Origin of the sequence: Streptomyces sp. NPDC056738, from assembly GCF_042790435.1 — a bacterium.
GTDB lineage: Bacteria > Actinomycetota > Actinomycetes > Streptomycetales > Streptomycetaceae > Streptomyces.
The window spans coordinates 1-17842 of sequence record NZ_JBHTZF010000002.1 but is presented as its reverse complement, the minus strand read 5'-3'; the positions used below and the strand labels follow the sequence as shown (position 1 = coordinate 17842).

17 protein-coding genes are annotated in these 17842 nt (G+C 71.9%); 7 read left to right on the top strand and 10 right to left on the bottom strand.

The genetic code is table 11. From position 1 onward, the window contains the following. Nucleotides 1-47 precede the first annotated feature (47 nt). The 7 genes from ACFRIC_RS03845 to ACFRIC_RS03815 form a co-directional block, all read right to left on the bottom strand. Complete coding sequence (locus ACFRIC_RS03845; protein WP_382778950.1) at nt 48-827, bottom strand: ABC transporter ATP-binding protein; 780 nt, start codon at nt 825-827, stop codon at nt 48-50. Continuing rightward, nucleotides 820-1749, bottom strand: coding sequence for an ABC transporter permease (locus ACFRIC_RS03840; protein ID WP_382778948.1), 930 nt, complete (start codon nt 1747-1749; stop codon nt 820-822). Before ACFRIC_RS03840 ends, ACFRIC_RS03845 begins: the two co-directional genes overlap by 8 nt. Nucleotides 1750-1847: 98 nt before the next feature. After that, nucleotides 1848-2693, bottom strand: a complete 846-nt coding sequence (locus ACFRIC_RS03835; RefSeq protein ID WP_382780762.1) for a glycosyltransferase family 2 protein — start codon at nt 2691-2693, stop codon at nt 1848-1850. 35 nt (nt 2694-2728) lie between these two features. Next, on the bottom strand, nt 2729-3508 hold the full coding sequence (locus ACFRIC_RS03830) for a CDP-alcohol phosphatidyltransferase family protein (protein WP_382778946.1): 780 nt from the start codon (nt 3506-3508) through the stop codon (nt 2729-2731). Then, on the bottom strand, nt 3486-4547 hold the full coding sequence (locus ACFRIC_RS03825) for an iron-containing alcohol dehydrogenase family protein (RefSeq protein WP_382778944.1): 1062 nt from the start codon (nt 4545-4547) through the stop codon (nt 3486-3488). Before ACFRIC_RS03825 ends, ACFRIC_RS03830 begins: the two co-directional genes overlap by 23 nt. Beyond that, entirely contained in the window at nt 4535-5287 is a 753-nt protein-coding gene (locus ACFRIC_RS03820) for a sugar phosphate nucleotidyltransferase (RefSeq protein ID WP_382778942.1), read from the bottom strand. The genes ACFRIC_RS03825 and ACFRIC_RS03820 overlap by 13 nt, the downstream gene beginning before the upstream one ends. Then, nucleotides 5284-7080, bottom strand: a complete 1797-nt coding sequence (locus tag ACFRIC_RS03815) for a DUF5941 domain-containing protein (RefSeq protein ID WP_382780759.1) — start codon at nt 7078-7080, stop codon at nt 5284-5286. Before ACFRIC_RS03815 ends, ACFRIC_RS03820 begins: the two co-directional genes overlap by 4 nt. Before the next feature lie 319 nt (nt 7081-7399). On the opposite strand from ACFRIC_RS03815, the gene galE reads away from it, so the two are divergent. The 4 genes from galE to idi all read left to right on the top strand — a co-directional run bounded on the left by galE (nt 7400) and on the right by idi (nt 11066). Next, on the top strand, nt 7400-8380 hold the full coding sequence (gene galE, locus ACFRIC_RS03810; protein WP_382778940.1) for a UDP-glucose 4-epimerase GalE: 981 nt from the start codon (nt 7400-7402) through the stop codon (nt 8378-8380). Nucleotides 8381-8563: 183 nt separating this feature from the next. Continuing rightward, nucleotides 8564-9502: a cation diffusion facilitator family transporter gene (locus tag ACFRIC_RS03805; RefSeq protein ID WP_382778938.1), complete on the top strand. Its 939-nt coding sequence runs from the start codon at nt 8564-8566 to the stop codon at nt 9500-9502. A 242-nt stretch (nt 9503-9744) separates the two neighbouring features. Beyond that, a complete protein-coding gene (locus ACFRIC_RS03800; RefSeq protein WP_382778936.1) occupies nt 9745-10347 on the top strand; it encodes a GNAT family N-acetyltransferase in 603 nt (200 codons plus the stop codon). Between the two features lie 125 nt (nt 10348-10472). Beyond that, entirely contained in the window at nt 10473-11066 is a 594-nt protein-coding gene (gene idi, locus ACFRIC_RS03795; protein ID WP_382778934.1) for an isopentenyl-diphosphate Delta-isomerase, read from the top strand. Between the two features lie 78 nt (nt 11067-11144). On the opposite strand, the gene ACFRIC_RS03790 is transcribed toward idi, so the two are convergent. After that, nucleotides 11145-11642: an ATP-binding protein gene (locus ACFRIC_RS03790; protein WP_382780757.1), complete on the bottom strand. Its 498-nt coding sequence runs from the start codon at nt 11640-11642 to the stop codon at nt 11145-11147. Between the two features lie 310 nt (nt 11643-11952). On the opposite strand from ACFRIC_RS03790, the gene ACFRIC_RS03785 reads away from it, so the two are divergent. Beyond that, nucleotides 11953-12696 (top strand): enoyl-CoA hydratase/isomerase family protein, encoded by a 744-nt coding sequence (locus ACFRIC_RS03785; RefSeq protein ID WP_382778932.1) that lies wholly within the window; start codon nt 11953-11955, stop codon nt 12694-12696. 84 nt (nt 12697-12780) lie between these two features. Here ACFRIC_RS03785 and ACFRIC_RS03780 read toward each other — a convergent pair whose 3' ends face one another. Together ACFRIC_RS03780 and ACFRIC_RS03775 are read right to left on the bottom strand one after the other, a co-directional pair. Continuing rightward, the gene (locus ACFRIC_RS03780; protein ID WP_382778930.1) at nt 12781-13416 is read right to left on the bottom strand and encodes a DJ-1/PfpI family protein; all 636 of its coding nucleotides are present in this window, start codon (nt 13414-13416) and stop codon (nt 12781-12783) included. Nucleotides 13417-13433: 17 nt separating this feature from the next. Then, the gene (locus ACFRIC_RS03775) at nt 13434-14387 is read right to left on the bottom strand and encodes a GlxA family transcriptional regulator (protein WP_382778928.1); all 954 of its coding nucleotides are present in this window, start codon (nt 14385-14387) and stop codon (nt 13434-13436) included. A gap of 112 nt (nt 14388-14499) precedes the next feature. Between ACFRIC_RS03775 and ACFRIC_RS03770 the strand changes: the two genes are divergently transcribed. Next, on the top strand, nt 14500-15366 hold the full coding sequence (locus ACFRIC_RS03770; RefSeq protein ID WP_382778926.1) for a hypothetical protein: 867 nt from the start codon (nt 14500-14502) through the stop codon (nt 15364-15366). Nucleotides 15367-15511: 145 nt separating this feature from the next. Further along, on the top strand, nt 15512-17842 hold a 2331-nt coding region (locus ACFRIC_RS03765; protein ID WP_382778924.1), incomplete at its 3' end, for a Tex family protein.

The following is a 17842-nucleotide window of genomic DNA, read 5'->3' as shown; positions in this document are numbered from 1 at the left end:
CGCAGGGCCCCGCCGGAGAGTTCCGGCGGGGCCCTGGGCGAATCGGGCTACTTGCCCGTGAACTTCTCGTACTCCTTGAGCACGTCCTCGGTCGCCCCGTCCATGCGCAGCTCGCCCCGCTCCAGCCACAGCACGCGGTCGCAGGTGTCACGGATCGACTTGTTGTTGTGACTGACCAGAAACACCGTGCCGGCGCTCTTGCGCAGCTCGCGGATGCGGGCCTCGGAGCGCTTCTGGAAGGAGCGGTCGCCGGTCGCGAGGGCCTCGTCGATCATCAGGACGTCGTGGTCCTTGGCCGCCGCGATGGAGAAGCGCAGCCGCGCCGCCATACCGGAGGAGTACGTCCGCATCGGCAGGGTGATGAAGTCGCCCTTCTCGTTGATCCCGGAGAAGTCGACGATCTCCTCGTAGCGCTCCTTGACCTGCTCGCGGGACATGCCCATGGCGAGACCGCCCAGGATGACGTTCCGCTCGCCGGTCAGGTCGTTCATGAGGGCCGCGTTCACGCCGAGCAGCGAGGGCTGGCCGTCGGTGTAGACCTTGCCCTTCTCGGCGGGCAGCAGGCCGGCGATGGCCCGCAGGAGGGTGGACTTGCCGGAGCCGTTCGAGCCGATCAGGCCGATGGCCTCGCCGCGGTAGGCGGTGAAGGAGACACCCTTGACGGCGTGCACCTTGCGCACGCCGCGTTCCTCGCCACGCTTGAGGATGCGGCTGAGGGCGGCGGTGGCGCTGCCCTTGCCCGTCTTGGCGCCGTTCACGCGGTAGACGATGTGCAGCTCGTCCGCGATGACGGTCGGAATGTGCGACCTCTTGTCGAGCTCAGCCACGGCCGTACCTCTCTTCAGCCTTCCAGAAGTAGACGAAACCGCCGACGGCCGTCGCCACGGCCCAGAAGACGGCGATGGCCCATACGTGCGGGGGCAGGTTGGAGGCGCCGTAGCCGTCGATGAGCGCGAAGCGCATCAGGTCCATGTAGACGGCGGCCGGGTTCGCCTGGAGCACCCGGGCGATCCACTCGGGGCGGCCGGCGAGCATGGTGCTGATGGAGAACATGACACCGGACGCGTACATCCAGGTGCGCAGGAGGAACGGCATGAGCTGGGCGAGGTCGGGCGTCTTGGCGCCCATCCGCGCCACGATCAGGGCGAGGCCGGTGTTGAAGAGGAACTGGAGGAACAGCACCGGGACGATCAGCAGCCAGGACAGGCCCGGGTAGCTGCCGAAGCCGATCGCCACGACGAACAGCACGATCATCGAGAAGAGCAGTTGCTGGAGCTGCTGGAGGGCGAACGACACGGGCAGCGAGGCGCGCGGGAAGTGCAGCGCGCGCACCAGTCCGAGGTTGCCCGAGATCGCCCGGACACCGGCCATGATCGAGCTCTGGGTGAAGGTGAAGACGAAGACGCCGGTCACCAGGAACGGGATGTACACGTCGTGCGACATCCCGCGGTCGGCCTTGAGGATCAGGCCGAAGATGAAGTAATAGACGGCCGCGTTGAGCAGCGGCGTCGCCACCTGCCAGAGCTGGCCCAGCTTGGCCTGGCTGTACTGGGCGGTGAGCTTCGCCTGCGAGAAGGCGAGGATGAAGTGCCGCCGGCCCCAGAGCTGGCGGACGTACTGGGCCAGCCCGGGCCGGGCACCGCTGACCGCGAGGCCGTACTTGGCGGCCAGCTCGGCCGCGGAAAGCCCGTCGTCGGGCGACGGCCGGTCGCTCACCGCGACTCCGCCGTCATGCGTGGTCTCACTCACAAGGGGAACTTTCGTCTTCAAGATGCGCACAGCCGGTTCGGGCGTGGGCATGTGCCGGGGAACCGGGTAGGGCCCGGGTGCTCTCAGGGTCGAGCTTGTCAGATGACCGGAGGCCGGCCCAGTCGGGTCAGCCGCCACACCGTGCGCCACCTCATGGGACGCCTCGGTCCGCAGGGACTCCTCCAGCCTTCCCGGAATCCGCCGAACCAGGCCCGCAGAGCGGCCCGCGAGGGGCGGCGCAGCAGCGTCAGGAGCATCCAGACGCCGAGGTAGACCGGGACGAGTGGTGCGGGAAGGTTTCGGCGCGCGAGCCAGACGCGGTTGCGTGCCACCATCCGGTGGTACACGGCGTGCCGCGAGGGGGCGGTCGTCGGGTGGAGGAGCACCATGTCGGAGCGGTAGTCGATCATCCAGCCGGCGTCGAGGGCCCGCCAGGCCAGGTCGGTCTCCTCGTGGGCGTAGAAGAAGGCGTCCGGGAGTCCGCCGACCTCGGCGAGGACCTTCGTACGGACCGCGTTGGCGCCGCCGAGGAACGTGGTGACGCGCGAGGAGCGCATCGGGTCGGCGGCGCGCAGCCGCGGCACGTGGCGGCGCTGGGTCTCACCGGTGTCGGGGTCGGCGATGCGGAAGCTGATGATCCCGAGCTCGGGGTCGTCGGCGAAGGCCCGGCGGCACAGTTCGGCCGTGTCGTGCCGGGCCAGCAGGCCGTCGTCGTCCAGGAAGAGCAGGACGTCCACGTCGGTGCCGCCGGGGCCGAAGGCCTCGATGCCCACGTTGCGGCCGCCGGGGATGCCGAGGTTCTCGGGCAGCTCGACCGTCCGCACTCCCGCGGGGACGTCCGGGACGGGTGAGCCGTTGCCGACCACGACCACCTCGACGCGGTCGCCGTCCTGCTTGGCGACGGAGTCGAGCAGCGCCCTGAGCTCGTCGGGGCGGTTGCCCATGGTGATGATCACCGCGCCGACCTTCGTCGCGGTACTCACTTGAGCCTGCTCGACGCGAGGATGGACACCAGGTGCAGCACGGTCTGCAGGAGCGCGATGCCGGCGAGCACGGCGGTGCCGAGGCGGGTGAAGAACAGGTCGCCCCTGATCTGGTCCGCGATCGCGAGGACCAGGATCAGCAGGGTCGCCTCGATGCCGAGGATCAGCCGGTGGAACTTGAGCGCCGCGGCGGCCCTGCGGGCCAGCGCCACGCCCGAGGAGCGGGGCTCGGCGGCGGACTCCTTGACCGGCGGCAGCCCGCCCTGGTGCCGGGCGACGCCGACGAGGTCGGTCTCCGCCTTGATCAGGATCGCGCCGAGGGCGGCCAGGGTGCCGAGGAAGGCCCACAGCCAGTCGACGCGTCCGGTCCCCCACAGGTCGGCGGCACGCAGGCCGAGGCCGACGAGGACGGCCGCGTCCGTGAGATAGGCGCCGACGCGGTCGAGGTAGACCCCGCCGAGCGAGTACTGCTTCTTCCAGCGCGCGATCTCGCCGTCGACGCAGTCGAGCAGCAGATAGAGCTGGACCATCACCACGCCCAGCACCGCGCCCGCGATCCCCGGCACCAGCAGGGCCGGGGCCGCGAGCACGCCGCAGAGGGTCATCAGGTACGTGAGCTGGTTGGGCGTGATCCTGGTGTCCACCAGGTACCGGTCGCAGCGCAGCGAGATCTCTCGCATGTACAGGCGTCCCGCCCAGTGCTCACCGCTGCGCCGGTCCTTCACCCCGGGGGGATGAACGACGGGGCGGAGTTCAGCTACCGATGGCCTTGGCATAGTCGGAGTAGATGTCCTTGATCTGGTGGGTTTTCAGGTCGAGATGTTCGAGGATCGTGTAGCGGCCGGGCCGGGTCTGCGGAGCGAACTCCACGACCTCGACGAACTCGTCCACGGTGAAGCCGATCTCCTCGGGCAGCACCGGCAGTCCGTGCCGGCGCAGCACCTCGGCCATGAACGCCGCGTCCTCGTGGGCGCCGCGCAGGTACATCGCGAAGGCCGCGCCCAGGCCGCACTGCTCGCCGTGGCTGGCCGCCCTCCTGGGGAAGAGGAGGTCGAAGGCGTGGTTGATCTCGTGGCAGGAGCCGGAGGCCGGCCGGGAGTCGCCCGAGATCGACATCGCGATGCCGGTGAGGACGAGCGCCTCGGCCAGTACCTGGAGGAAGCCGTTGTCGCCGACACCCCCGGGGTGCCTGAGCACGGCCTCGCCCGCCTGGCGCGCCATGGCGGCGGCCAGTCCGTCGATCTTCTCGCCCGTGACGCGGTTGGACAGCTCCCAGTCCGCGATCGCGTTGATGTTGGAGACGGCGTCCCCGATGCCCGCCCGGACGAACCGGACCGGCGCCTCACGGATCACGTCGAGGTCGATGACCACGGCGATCGGGTTCGGCACACCGTAGGAGCCGCGGCCCGCGTCGTTGTCGAGGGTGGCGACCGGCGAGCACAGTCCGTCGTGCGCGAGGTTCGTGGGCACGGCGACGAGCGGCAGCCCGACCCGCGCCGCGGCGAACTTGGCACAGTCGATGATCTTGCCGCCGCCCAGGCCCACGACCGCGTCGTAGTGGCCGGCCCGCATGTCGCCGGCCAGCCGGATGGCGTCGTCGAGGGTGCCGCCGCCGACCTCGTACCAGGTGGCGCCGGGCAGGGCCGGGGCGATGCGGTCGCGCAGCCGGGCGCCCGAGCCGTTGCTGACCGCGATGGCCAGCTTGCCCGAGTGCGAGATGCGCTCGTCGCTGAGCACGCTCGCCAGGTCGTCCAGGGCACCGGGACGGATGTCGACGACGACCGGCGAGGGGATGAGCCTCGTCAGTACTGGCACGCGATCTCACGTCCCTTGGCGAGGTCGTCGTGGTTGTCGATCTCGACCCACTTGACCTCGCCGATCGGCGCGACGTCGATCCGGAAGCCGCGGTTGACGAGCTCCTGGTAGCCGTGCTCGTAGAACTGCTGCGGGTCGGTCTCCCACACCGTCTTCAGGGCGTCGGCGAGTTCCGCGGCGGCGGCGCCCTCGATGAGGGTGACCCCGATGTACTCGCCGGTGGCCTCGGACGGCTCCATCAGCTTGGTGATCTTCTGGACGCCCTTGTCGGGGTCCACGACGACCTTCATCTCCTCGTCGGCGAGCTTCTTCACCGTGTCGAGGGCGAGGATGATCTTCTTGCCGTCGCCGCGGGCGGCGAGCAGCGTGCGCTCGACGGAGACCGGGTGCACGGTGTCGCCGTTGGCGAGGATCACGCCGTCCTTGAGGGCGTCACGTCCGCACCACAGGGAGTAGGCGTTGTTCCACTCCTCGGCCTTGTCGTTGTCGATGAGGGTGATCTTGAGGCCGTACTTCTCCTCGAGGGCGGCCTTGCGGTCGTAGACGGCTTCCTTGCGGTAGCCGACGATGATGCCGACCTCGGTCAGGCCGATCTCGGCGAAGTTGCCGAGGGTCAGGTCCAGGACCGTGATGGAGTCTTCTATGCCCGCGGGGCCAACCGGCACGAGAGCCTTCGGGAGGCTGTCGGTGTAGGGGCGCAGACGCCGTCCGGCGCCGGCCGCCAGCACGAGGCCGATCATGCGGGTTCTCCTTCATCGTGTACGGCGGGCGCCCCGGAGGACACCCAGAAGCGGATGCTCTCGACGAGCACCAGCAGCGCCACGGCCACGGCGAGTGCCGTGAGCGCGACCTTGAACTGTGCGGCGGTGAGCAGCGCGGCCAGGACGGTGACCAGCAGCGTCCTGCCTTCGTGCCCGCCGATCGCCCGCACCAGCCAGTGCGGGGGGGCTCCGGCGTTTCCGCGAATGCGGTACACCGTGTCGTAGTGATGGTAGGCGACCGCGGCCACCAGGCCGAAAGCCGCCGGAAGCGCTCCGTTCACGTCGGCGTCGACCGCCAGTGCCAGAACGGTGAGGTATTCGGCCGCGCGGTAGAACGGCGGGACCAGCCAGTCCAGGGCGCCCTTGAGGGGCCTGAGCAGGGCGGCGGGCGACAGCAGCACGTACACGACGGCACCCAGGACGGGGAGCCAGCTCCCGTACGGGGCCAGTGCGGCGCATGTCACGACGACCGCTCCGGCGACGAGGGCGACGACGGCCGGGGGGATGCGCGGGAGCCGGCCCGCGTGACGGGTCAGGTACTCGGCGAGCGCGCCGGAGTCGGTGAGGTCCACCAGGGCCCGGGCGGCGCGGTCCGTGCGGCTCGCCTTGCGGGTGAGCGAGCGCAGGACCCGGCCCGCCGTGGTGTAGGTGGCCGCGAAGGCGCAGCCGGCGAGGAGCGCGTAGAAGGTGATGCGGGGGGTCGTCAGCGCCGTCAGGACGGCGATCATGGCCCATCGTTCGCCGATGGGCAGGACTATCATCCGGCGCACCCAGACCGTCCAGCCGACGCTGTCGAGCTTGTCCGAGAGGGCGGCGGTGGGGCTGGTGTTGGCGGTGGCGTCGTGGTTCGCCTCGTTGAAGGAGAAGTCCACGACGTGCCGGCAGGTCTGGAGGATCATCGCGCCGAGCGCGAGCGCCCACACGTCGTCGCCGCCGCGGGCCGCGCCGAGCGCGAGTCCCGCGTAGTAGGCGTACTCCTTGGCGCGGTCGAAGGTCGCGTCCAGCCAGGCGCCGAGGGTCGAGTACTGCAGGGAGTAGCGGGCGAGCTGTCCGTCCGTGCAGTCGAGGACGAAGGAGAACAGCAGCAGCAGACCGGCGGCCACGAAGCCGACGCGGGTGCCGGTGGCGGCGCAGCCAGCGGCGATCAGCGCGGTGATCAGCGACGCGGTGGTGACCTGGTTCGGGGTCAGGCCGCGGCGGGCGCACCAGCGGGCGATGTAACGCGAGTACGGGCTGATGCAGTACGTGGTGAAGAAGCCGTCGCGGGCCTTGACGGCACTGCGCAGCCGTACGGCCTCGTCGTCGACGGCCAGGACCGCCTGCCGGACGCCGTTGCGCTCCTGCGGATCGGCGGGGACCGCGGCGACGAGGGTACCGAGCTCCGGGCGGTACACGGAGAGCTCGTCGGCCTCGAGTGCCTCGCCGAGGCGCCCGACGAGGTCGTCCGGGGCCGCGGCGCCGTTGCCGGACGCCACGGTCTCGCGGGTCACGGCGCGGGTCAGGGCCCGCCGGGCCTCGGGCTGCACGGACACGGCGCCGGGGATGGCGGAGGCCGCGAAGCGGGGGTCGGTCAGCCCGAGACGCAGGGCGTGCACGTGCCCGACGAAGCGGGCGTCCACGACGGCGACCCGCTCGGTCGCCGGCACGGCGGCGAGCAGGGTCTCGGTCTCGGCCGCGTCGGACGCGGGACGCACGTCGAAGCCGAGGGACCGCAGATCGCCTTCGAGCGACGATCCGGGGACCGGCTGGCCGGTGAGGATGGCGGTCGGCAGCGAACTCACTCCCTGGGTGCCGGCGCGACCTGGCGTCCGGCGTGTGCGTGATGGGATGGGCCCCGGTCCACGGCGGCGGCCCCGGCGGCATGTCGGCAGAGGCTATCGGATGAAGGGAAGCGGGCGTTCACCGCCCGTTCACGGCCCGATCAACCGATTTTGTCCCGCGGGCGGCGAGATCATCATCGGTGATCCCGGGCCGGGGTCACAAGCTCGGCGGCGCGGACCGGAACATTCCCGGCATGCCGTACGGCACCCCCGCGTCCCTCGAAGCCGGGCGGAGCGGACCGGGCGCGGGACCCGCATAGGGTGGTCGTCCATGACATGGCTGATCACAGGCGGAGCCGGATACATCGGGGCACACGTGGCGCGGGCGATGGCGGAGGCCGGGGAGCGCGTCGTCGCCCTCGACGACCTGTCGTCGGGGATCCCGAACCGGCTTCCGGAGAGCATCCCCCTCGTCCAGGGGTCGTCGCTGGACGGTGATCTGCTCAAGCGGGTCCTGACGGAGCACCGGATCACGGGTGTGGTGCACCTGGCCGCCCGCAAGCAGGTCGGCGAGTCCGTGGCCCAGCCGACGCGCTACTACCAGGAGAACGTGGGCGGCCTCGCGACGCTGCTGGAGGCGGCGGCCGGGGCGGGCGTCGAGCGGTTCGTGTTCTCCTCGTCGGCCGCCGTCTACGGCAACCCCGATGTGGACCTCATCACGGAGGGCACCCCCTGCGCGCCGATGAGCCCCTACGGCGAGACGAAGCTCGCCGGGGAGTGGCTGGTGCGGGCGGCGGGCCGGGCGCACGGCATCGCCACGGTGTGCCTGCGCTACTTCAACGTGGCGGGCGCGGCCTCGCCTGAGCTCGCCGACACCGGGATCTTCAACATCGTGCCGATGGTGTTCGACCGCCTCACCCGCGGCGAGGCCCCGCGGATCTTCGGCGACGACTACCCGACGCCGGACGGCACCTGCGTACGCGACTACATCCACGTCGCCGACCTGGCCGAGGCGCACCTCGCGGCGGCCCGGCGGCTGACGGGCGGGGCGAGCGGCGATCTGACGGTGAACATCGGCCGGGGCGAGGGTGTCTCCGTACGGGAGCTCGTCACGCTCATCGCCGAGGTCACCGGGAACCCGCTGGAGCCCCTCGTGGAGCCGCGCCGCCCCGGCGACGCCCCCCGCGCGGTCGCCTCGGCCGCTCTGGCCGCCGCCGAGCTGGACTGGAGCGCGCGCCGAGGGGTCCGCGAGATGGTGGAGTCGGCCTGGCGGGGCTGGCTGCTGCACCACCCCGGGACCACCGGCGCATGATCACTCCGATGCTCTGACCTGCTGATCATTTCCGCAGGTCAGAGCATATGACAACGGTGTTCAGTGCCGCGTTGCCCGATACCCCCCGCCCGTAGTTGACTGGCACGACCGGGCGGAAGTCCGAGCGGGAATCCGTCCGGGAATCCGTGCGGAAGGACCGAGCGGAAAACAGGAGGCGGCTTCATGGGGGCTGGGCACGACCACGGGCACGCGCACGGCGCTCCCCCGACCGGCACGGCGACGGCCGCGTACCGGGGGAGGCTGCGCGTCGCGCTGGCGATCACGCTCACCGTCATGGTCGTCGAGATCTTCGGCGGTCTGCTCGCCGATTCGCTCGCGCTCGTCGCGGACGCGGCGCACATGGCGACCGACGCGCTGGGGCTCGGCATGGCCCTGCTCGCGATCCACTTCGCGGCCCGCCCGCCGAGCGAGAAGCGCACCTTCGGCTACGCGCGGGCCGAGATCCTCGCCGCGCTCGCCAACTGCCTGCTGCTGCTCGTCGTCGGCGGTTACGTGCTCGTCGAGGCGATCCAGCGCTTCATCACCCCCGCGGACACCCACGGCGGACTGACGATCGTGTTCGGCGTGTTCGGCCTGATCGCCAACACGGTCTCGCTGACGCTGCTGATGCGCGGACAGAAGGACAGCCTGAACGTGCGGGGCGCCTTCCTGGAGGTCGCGGCGGACGCGCTGGGCTCGGTGGCCGTCATCGTCGCCGCCGTCGTGATCATGACCACCGGCTGGCAGGCGGCGGACCCCATCGCCTCGATCGCCATCGCGCTGATGATCGTCCCGCGCACCTGGAAGCTGCTCCAGGAGACGCTCGACGTGCTCCTGGAGGCGGCGCCCAAGGGGGTCGACATGGCGGAGGTGCGATCCCACATCCTGGCCCTGGACGGGGTCGAGGACATCCACGACCTGCACGCCTGGACCATCACCTCCGGGATGCCGGTGCTCTCCGCGCACGTGGTCGTCAGCTCCGACGTCCTGAACGCGATCGGCCACGAGAAGATGCTGCACGAGCTCCAGGGCTGTCTGGGCGTCCACTTCGACGTCGAGCACTGCACGTTCCAGCTCGAACCGAGCGGACACGCGGAGCACGAGGCGAAGCTCTGCCACTGACGGTCGCGCCGCTCGCCCGCGCCCCCGGACGGGCGGATCCGGCACCGGGAGATCGCGCCGGGAAATCCGGAGGCGGCACCGGGCGGGCGCTGCTAGCGTGACCGGGATCCCAGGAGGTGGGTTGATGACGGCCGTGTCCGGCGCTGCCACGCGCAGCGACCTCGTCGTCCCCGTCTTCCGGGCCCGGGGCTGACCCGCCGTCCAGCGACACATCGGCCGGGCCCCTCATCCAAGGGTTCCCCATGACCGATCCCCTGACTGAACCGTCGACTCCCCCGACTGAACCGTCGGCCGATCCCCTGACCGTTCCCCCGACCGGCCCCGCAGCCCGCGGCGGCACCGTCTGGCGTACCCGCCGGGAGACCTCCGCGGACGCCGCCGAGGTGCACGCCGTGACCGCCGCCGCCTTCGGCCGGGCGGAGGAGGCCGATCTGGTGGACGCGCTGCGCGCCGATCCCGGAGCGTGGCTGCCCGGCCTGTCGTACGTCGCCGAGGCCCCGGACGGCACGATCGCGGCGTACGCCCTGATCACCCGCTGTCACGTCGACGAGGTCCCGGCGGCCGCCCTGGCGCCGGTCGCCGTCCGTCCCGACCTGCACCGCCGGGGCGCCGGGAGCGCCGTCGTACGGGCGGTGCTGGAGGCGGCACGGGCACGCGGCGAGCGGCTCGTCCTCGTGCTCGGGCATCCCGGGTACTACCCGAGGTTCGGCTTCGGACCCGCCGCCAGCCACGGCATCCGGCCGGGTTTCGACGTGCCGTCCGAACACCTGATGGCCCTCGTCCTCGACGATTCCGTGCCGGTGGCACCGGGCACGATCAGGTATCCGGCCGCGTTCGGCGTCTGACCCACGTGGGCCGCGTGTCCCGCCCCGGGGACCCCGGGGCGGGACATGCGGAGAGTCGCGAAGTGCCGGGAGTGCCGGATTCGTACGGCAGACTTGGCCCTGGAAAACCGATGCGAAGGATGGGTATGCCGATCACACCTGCCACCGCGACGCACAGTTCGTCGAACGGCACCGCTGAAGCGATCTTGCTGGAACTGGTCGACGAGGACGGCAACACGATCGGTACGGCGGAGAAGCTCGCGGCCCATCAGCCCCCGGGACAGCTCCACCGGGCGTTCTCGGTGTTCCTCTTCGACGAGCAGGGCCGGCTGCTGCTCCAGCAGCGCGCGCTCGGCAAGTACCACTCGCCCGGCGTCTGGTCGAACACCTGCTGCGGCCACCCCTACCCGGGCGAGGCACCCTTCGCGGCGGCGGCCCGGCGGACCTACGAGGAGCTCGGCGTGTCGCCGACGCTGCTCGCCGAGGCGGGCACGGTCCGTTACAACCACCCGGACCCGGACTCGGGCCTGGTGGAGCAGGAGTACAACCACCTGTTCGTCGGGATGGTGCAGTCGGCGCCGCGGCCCGACCCGGAGGAGGTCGGCTCGACGGACTTCGTGACCGCCGCCGAGCTGGCGGAGCGGCACGCGAAGGAGCCCTTCTCGGCGTGGTTCATGACGGTGCTGGACGCGGCCCGTCCGGCGATGCGGGAGCTGACGGGTCCGTCCGCGGGCTGGTAGCCGCTCCGCCGGACGCACAGACGCTCGCGACCAGGGTCTGTCCGACCGTTCCCGTCGCCACGCGGCGGGCGGGGACGGTCAGACGGATCCCAGCGGCAGGGCGGCCCAGATCACCTTGCCGCCGCCCGCGGTGTACTCGACGTCGCACCCGCCGCCGAACTCCCGGGTCACCTCGCGCACCAGGAGCAGCCCCCGGCCTCCGGTCTGGCCGTAGTCGGCCTCCAGGGCGGTCGGACGGTAGGGGTGGTCGTCCTCGACGGACACCCGCACCCAGTCGGCACCGACGGCGACCTCCACCGCGAGCATCGGCGACAGAAGTGCCGCGTGCTTGACGGCGTTCGTGACCAGTTCGGAGACGATCAACAGCAGTCCCTGAACGACATCGTCCGAGACCGGAACCCCCTGGCGGACCAGCAGATCCCGGACGGCGTGCCGCGCCTGCGGCACCGAGGCGTCGACGGCTGCGGCGGTGAACCGCCACACCCCCTCGTACGGCAGCGGTCCGGGCGATCTGACGTCGGGAGTCGCGACTCCGCCTTCGGGGCTCGGGTCGGACCCGCGCCCGAGGTTCTCCATCGTCCGGTCGCCACCCTTGCGCTCGATTGTCACCACACGTCGAGTGTTGGTAATGCGCCGGTCCGTACCGGTTGACTGAACAGAAGTCAGCAATTATCGCCGATTTCTGACCGCAAATGTCAGACAAAGCCATCTCTACGACAGGGCTTGTCACTTTCGTGTCGACTTCCGAGACTCTTCGGGTTGTACGGGTTTGACCCCCGGCTGACCCGGTTCGTTCCGGGCCGCTCCACCGCCCGCTCCACCGCCCGCTCCAGCGTCCGGAACCATGATCGAAGTCCGGCCGGACGCTCCGGATAGCATCCGCCGTATGGAGCCGCAACTGTTGCACCACGTCGGCGACGGGGTCGCCACCGTCGTCATCCATCACCCCGCCAAGCGGAACGCCATGACGACACCCATGTGGCGAGCGCTGCCGCCGCTGCTGGAGACGCTGGGCGCGCGCGCCGACGTGCACGCGCTCGTGCTCACCGGCGAGGGCGGCACGTTCTGCGCCGGAGCGGACATCTCGACTCTGCGGGAGTCGCCGGACGAGGCCCAGGGCCTCGCCGTGCTCGCCGAGGAGGCCCTCGCCGCGTTCCCCAAGCCGACGCTGGCCGCGATCCGCGGCTACTGCGTGGGCGGCGGCTCCCAGCTCGCGGCCGCCTGCGATCTGCGCTTCGCGCAGGAGGGCTCGCTGTTCGGGGTGACACCGGCGAAGCTCGGCATCGTCTATCCGGCCTCCTCCACCCGCAGGCTCGCGGCACTGGTGGGGCCGTCCGCCGCCAAGTACCTGCTCTTCTCGGGCGAGTTGATCGACACCGAGCGCGCGCTGCGCACCGGCCTCGTGGACGAGGTGCTGCCCGAGGGCGAACTCGACAAGCGGGTCGCGGAGTTCACCCGGGTCCTGGCCGCGCGCTCGCTGCTGACGCAGGCGGCGGCGAAGGAGTTCGTGAACGGGCGCACCGACCGGGACGAGCACTGGACGCGGCAGGCGCGCGCCGGCGGCGACACCGCGGAGGGGGTCGCCGCCTTCCTCGAACGCAGGCAGCCGCGGTTCACCTGGGCACCCTGAGGGTTCGGGGGTCCGCCCGCGCGGCACACGGGGCACTGGGCGCGGGGCGCGGGGCGCGGTACCTGAAGGCGAGAGCCGAGGGCCCTACGTCAGGAGGAAACGGCTCTTGCCGCGGAACTCCTCGACGAGGTGCGCGGGCGCCTTCTCCGGGGACCCGGCGTCGTAGGGCGGCTGCGGGTCGTACTCGGTCAGGAGCTGGACGGCCTGGGCGTGTTCGTCCCCGGCGATCCGGCCGAGCAGGGTCAGGCCCATGTCGATGCCGGAGGAGACGCCGGCCGAGGTCACGTACGTGCCGTCGAACACGACCCGCTCCCCCGTGGGCGTCGCGCCGAAGCGCTCGAGCTGGTCGAGCGCCAGCCAGTGGGAGGTGGCCCGGCGTCCCTCCAGGAGCCCCGCCGCCGCGAGCAGCAGGGACCCGGTGCACACCGAGGTCGTCCAGAGGCTGGTGGCGTCGGCGGCGCGCAGCCAGTCGAGCAGGACCGGGTTGTCCATCTGGTCGCTCTGGCCCGGCCCTCCCGGTACGACCACGATGTCGGGGTGCGGCACCTCCGCGAGGCTCTTGTCCGCGGTCAGCGCGAGCCGGCCGGTGTCGGAGCGGACCGGGCCGGTGCGTTCCGCGACGAACACGGTGTCCGCGTCGGGCAGCCGGCCGAGCGTCTCGTAGGGGCCCACGGCGTCCAGGGCGGTGAAGCGGTCGTAGAGGACGATGGCGATCTGCACGGGATTCCTCCGGGGTGTCAGGGCGTGGGGGCCGGGTGGAAGCGGCGGCGGTACTCCGCGGGGGCCGCGCCGAGGAATTTCAGGAAGGCGCGGCGCATGGCCTCGGGCGTGCCGTAGCCGGACGCCCGGGAGACCTCCTCGATGCCGTCCGCGGTGTCCTCCAGGAGGCGGCGGGCGTGTTCGAGGCGTACGCGCTCGACGTACCGTCCGGGCGTCGTGCCCGTCTCCGACCGGAAGGCCCGCGCGAAGTGCCGGGGCGAGAGACGGGCACGGACCGCGAGCGACTCGACGCTCAGGTCGTCGCCCGGATGCTCGGAGATCCAGTGCTGGACCTCGCGCAGCGGTTCGCGTCGCGCGGTCTGGGCGGCGAGCTGGGCGCTGAACTGGGCCTGGTTGCCGGGCCTGCGGAGGAAGACGACGAGATGGCGGGCGATGGTGAGGGCGGCGTCCCGGCCCAGGTCGTCCTCCACGAGGGCGAGGGCCAGGTCGATGCCGGAGGTGACGCCCGCCGACGTGGCGACGTTGCCGTCGCGCACGTAGATGGGGTCGGGATCGACCGTGACCGCCGGGTGGTCGCGGGCGAGCCGGTCGCAGTGGGCCCAGTGGGTGGTCACGCGGCGGCCGTCGAGCAGGCCGGCCGCCGCGAGCAGGCCGGCGCCGGTGCACACCGAGACCAGGCGCTGGGCGCGCGGCCCGTGGGCGCGCAGCCAGTCGATCAGGCCGGGATCCGGACGCCGGGTGCCGCTGCCGCCGGGCACCAGCAGCGTGTGCGGGTCCGGCGCGTCGGCCAGCGCCTGGTCCGGGACCAGGACGAGACCGCTGGAGGTACGGACCGGGGCGCCGTCCGGCGAGGCCGTGCGGATGGCGTACGAGCCGCCGCGGTAGGTCTCGGCGCCCGCGAACACCTCCAGGGGGCCGGTGACGTCGAGGCTCTGCACACCGTCGAACAGGACGATCAGGACCGTTCGCATGGGTCGATTCTCGACCGGTGGGCGGATGGCCGCAATGACGGGCATCCCACCTTTCCTGCCATCGGACGTCCGGGAGTTCCCGGCATACCAACCAGTCGGTAATGTGCGGGGTATGACCCCTTCACTGCCGGAGCGCGCCGGCCGGCGCTGCCACAACGTCCTCAACCCGCTGCACTCGACGCACTACTTCTCGCCCGATCTGGGCCGTGAGCTGGCCGCGGTCGGCATCGAGGACGAGCGCGGCGCGTACTTCGCGGTGCGGGCCGCCGCGATGGGCGCGGTCGGCGCGGGCACGGTGACGGCGACGTTCTTCAACTTCCGGCACGAACTCGTCGCCGGACACGTGCCCGCGGTGTGGCGGGCCGCCTCTCCGGAGACGGTGCTCGCGGCGCGCCTGCGTGCCGTGGACGCCACGCTCAGGCGGCTGCTCGGCGAGGACGTCCTCGCGTCCGGTGAGGTGGCCGAGGCGGCGAAGCTCGCCCTGCGCGCGGCCGAGGCCTGCACCCCCGCCTTCCGCCCGCTGTACGCCGCTCACGCCGACCTGCCCGTCCCCGAGGCGCCGCACCTGGCGCTGTGGCACGCGGCCACCCTGCTGCGCGAGTACCGGGGCGACGGTCACCTCGCGGCGCTGCTCGACGCCGAGCTCGACCCGGTGGAGGCCCTCGTGAGCCACACCGCGACCGGCAAGGGCATGGCACCCCGCTGGGTCCTCGGCACCCGCGGCTGGTCCCGGCGGGACTGGGAGGCGGCGTCGGAGCGGCTGCGCGGGCGCGGGCTGCTCGACGCGGAGGGCGAGCTGACGCCGGCCGGTACGGAACTGCGCCGGGACATCGAGACCAGGACGGACCGCCTCGACCGGGCTCCCTACGAGCACCTGGGCGCCGCCGGGGTCGAACGGCTCACCGAGATCGCGAAGGGCCTGCTGATGACCGCCTTCGCCGCCGGCGCGTTCCCGGAGGGAATGATCGGCAAGGGCTGAGGGGCCCGGCCGGAGCGGATGGGCCGCGCGTGGACCGGGCCCGTGCGCGGCGCGCGGTCCCCCCGAGTACCGCCCTGAGCCCCCGATGTCGGCGTCACCTGCCACAATTGCCGCGCAACCTCAGTGGAGAAGGCGGTACGGGATCGTGACGACACCCCTCGTAGGGTCCATCGAAGGCAGGATCGCCGAAGAACTCGGCGTACGGGAGCGGCAGGTCAAGGCGGCCGTCGACTTGCTCGACGGCGGTTCGACGGTGCCCTTCATCGCCCGCTACCGCAAGGAAGCGACCGAGATGCTCGACGATGCGCAACTGCGCACCCTCGAGGAGCGGCTGCGCTATCTGCGGGAGCTGGAGGACCGGCGGTCGGCGATCCTCGACTCGGTGCGCGAGCAGGGCAAGCTCAGCGCCGAGCTGGAGGCGCAGATCAGGGCCGCCGAGACCAAGGCGCGTCTCGAGGACATCTATCTGCCGTTCAAGCCCAAGCGGCGCACAAAGGCGCAGATCGCGCGCGAGGCGGGTCTGGAGCCGCTGGCCGAGGGCCTGCTCGGCGACCCGTCCGTGGAACCGCTCGCCGCGGCGGCGGCCTTCGTCGACGCCGACAAGGGCGTCGCCGACCCGCAGGCCGCCCTGGACGGCGCCCGGGCGATCCTCACCGAGCGGTTCTCCGAGGACGCCGACCTGATCGGCGAGCTGCGCGAGCGCATGTGGGTGCGCGGACGGCTCGCCGCCAAGGTGCGCGAGGGCAAGGAGGAGGCGGGCGCCAAGTTCGCCGACTACTTCGACTTCGCCGAGCCCTTCAAGGCGCTGCCCTCGCACCGGATCCTCGCCATGCTGCGCGGCGAGAAGGAGGACGTCCTCGACCTCGTCCTGGAGCCGGAGGAGCCCACCGAGGGACCGTCCTCGTACGAGGGGATCGTCGCCCACCGCTTCGGGATCGCCGACCGCGGCCGTCCCGGCGACAAGTGGCTCACGGACACCGCCCGCTGGGCCTGGCGCACCCGCATCCTCGTGCACCTCGGCATCGACATGCGCCTGAGGCTGCGCACCGCCGCCGAGGACGAGGCGGTGAACGTCTTCGCCGCGAACCTGCGGGACCTGCTGCTGGCGGCCCCGGCGGGCACGCGCGCGACGCTGGGCCTGGACCCCGGCTTCCGCACGGGCGTGAAGGTCGCCGTCGTCGACGCGACCGGCAAGGTCGTCGCCACGGACGTCATCCACCCGCACGTCCCGGCCAACCGGTGGGACGAGGCCATCGCCAAGCTCGCCCGGCTCGCCAAGGAGCACGCCGTCGAGCTGGTCGCGATCGGCAACGGCACGGCCTCCCGCGAGACGGACAAGCTCGCCGGTGAGCTGATCACGAAGCACCCGGAGCTGAAGCTCACGAAGGTGATGGTGTCGGAGGCGGGCGCGTCGGTGTACTCCGCGTCCGCGTTCGCCTCGCAGGAGCTGCCCGACATGGACGTGTCGCTGCGCGGCGCCGTCTCCATCGCGCGCCGGCTCCAGGACCCGCTCGCCGAGCTGGTGAAGATCGACCCGAAGTCGATCGGCGTCGGTCAGTACCAGCACGACCTGTCCGAGGTGAAGCTGTCGCGCTCGCTCGACGCGGTGGTCGAGGACTGTGTGAACGGCGTGGGCGTGGACGTGAACACCGCCTCCGCACCGCTGCTGGCGCGGGTCTCCGGCATCACCTCCGGCCTCGCGGAGAACATCGTCGCGCACCGCGACGCCAACGGCCCCTTCACCTCCCGCACGGCCCTCAAGGGCGTGGCGCGGCTCGGTCCGAAGGCGTACGAGCAGTGCGCGGGCTTCCTGCGGATCCGGGGCGGCAGCGACCCGCTGGACGCCTCCAGCGTCCACCCCGAGGCGTACCCCGTGGTGCGGCGGATGGTGAAGACGGCGGGCAGCGAGGTCGCGTCGCTGATCGGCAACACGGGCGTGCTGCGCTCGCTGAAGCCGGCCGACTTCGTCGACGAGAGCTTCGGTCTGCCGACCGTCACGGACATCCTCCGGGAGCTGGAGAAGCCGGGTCGCGACCCGCGTCCCGCCTTCAAGACGGCCACCTTCAAGGAGGGCGTGGAGAAGATCTCCGACCTGTCCTCCGGGATGGTCCTGGAGGGGGTCGTCACGAACGTCGCGGCCTTCGGGGCGTTCATCGACATCGGCGTCCACCAGGACGGCCTGGCACACGTCTCCGCGCTGTCGAAGACCTTCGTGAAGGACCCGCGGGACGTCGTGAAGCCCGGCGACATCGTCAGGGTCAAGGTCCTGGACATCGACATCCCGCGCAAGCGGATCTCGCTGACGCTCCGGCTGGACGACGAGGCGGCCGCGCCGGACGCCGAGGGCGGCGGCGGCCGGTCCCAGCGGGGCGGGCGGCCGCCCCAGCAGCGCGGCCAGCAGCAGCGCGGCCAGCAGCGGCAGGGCCGCGGCGGTGCGGGCGGCGGCGGTGCGGGCGGCGGCGGTGCGGGCGGCGGC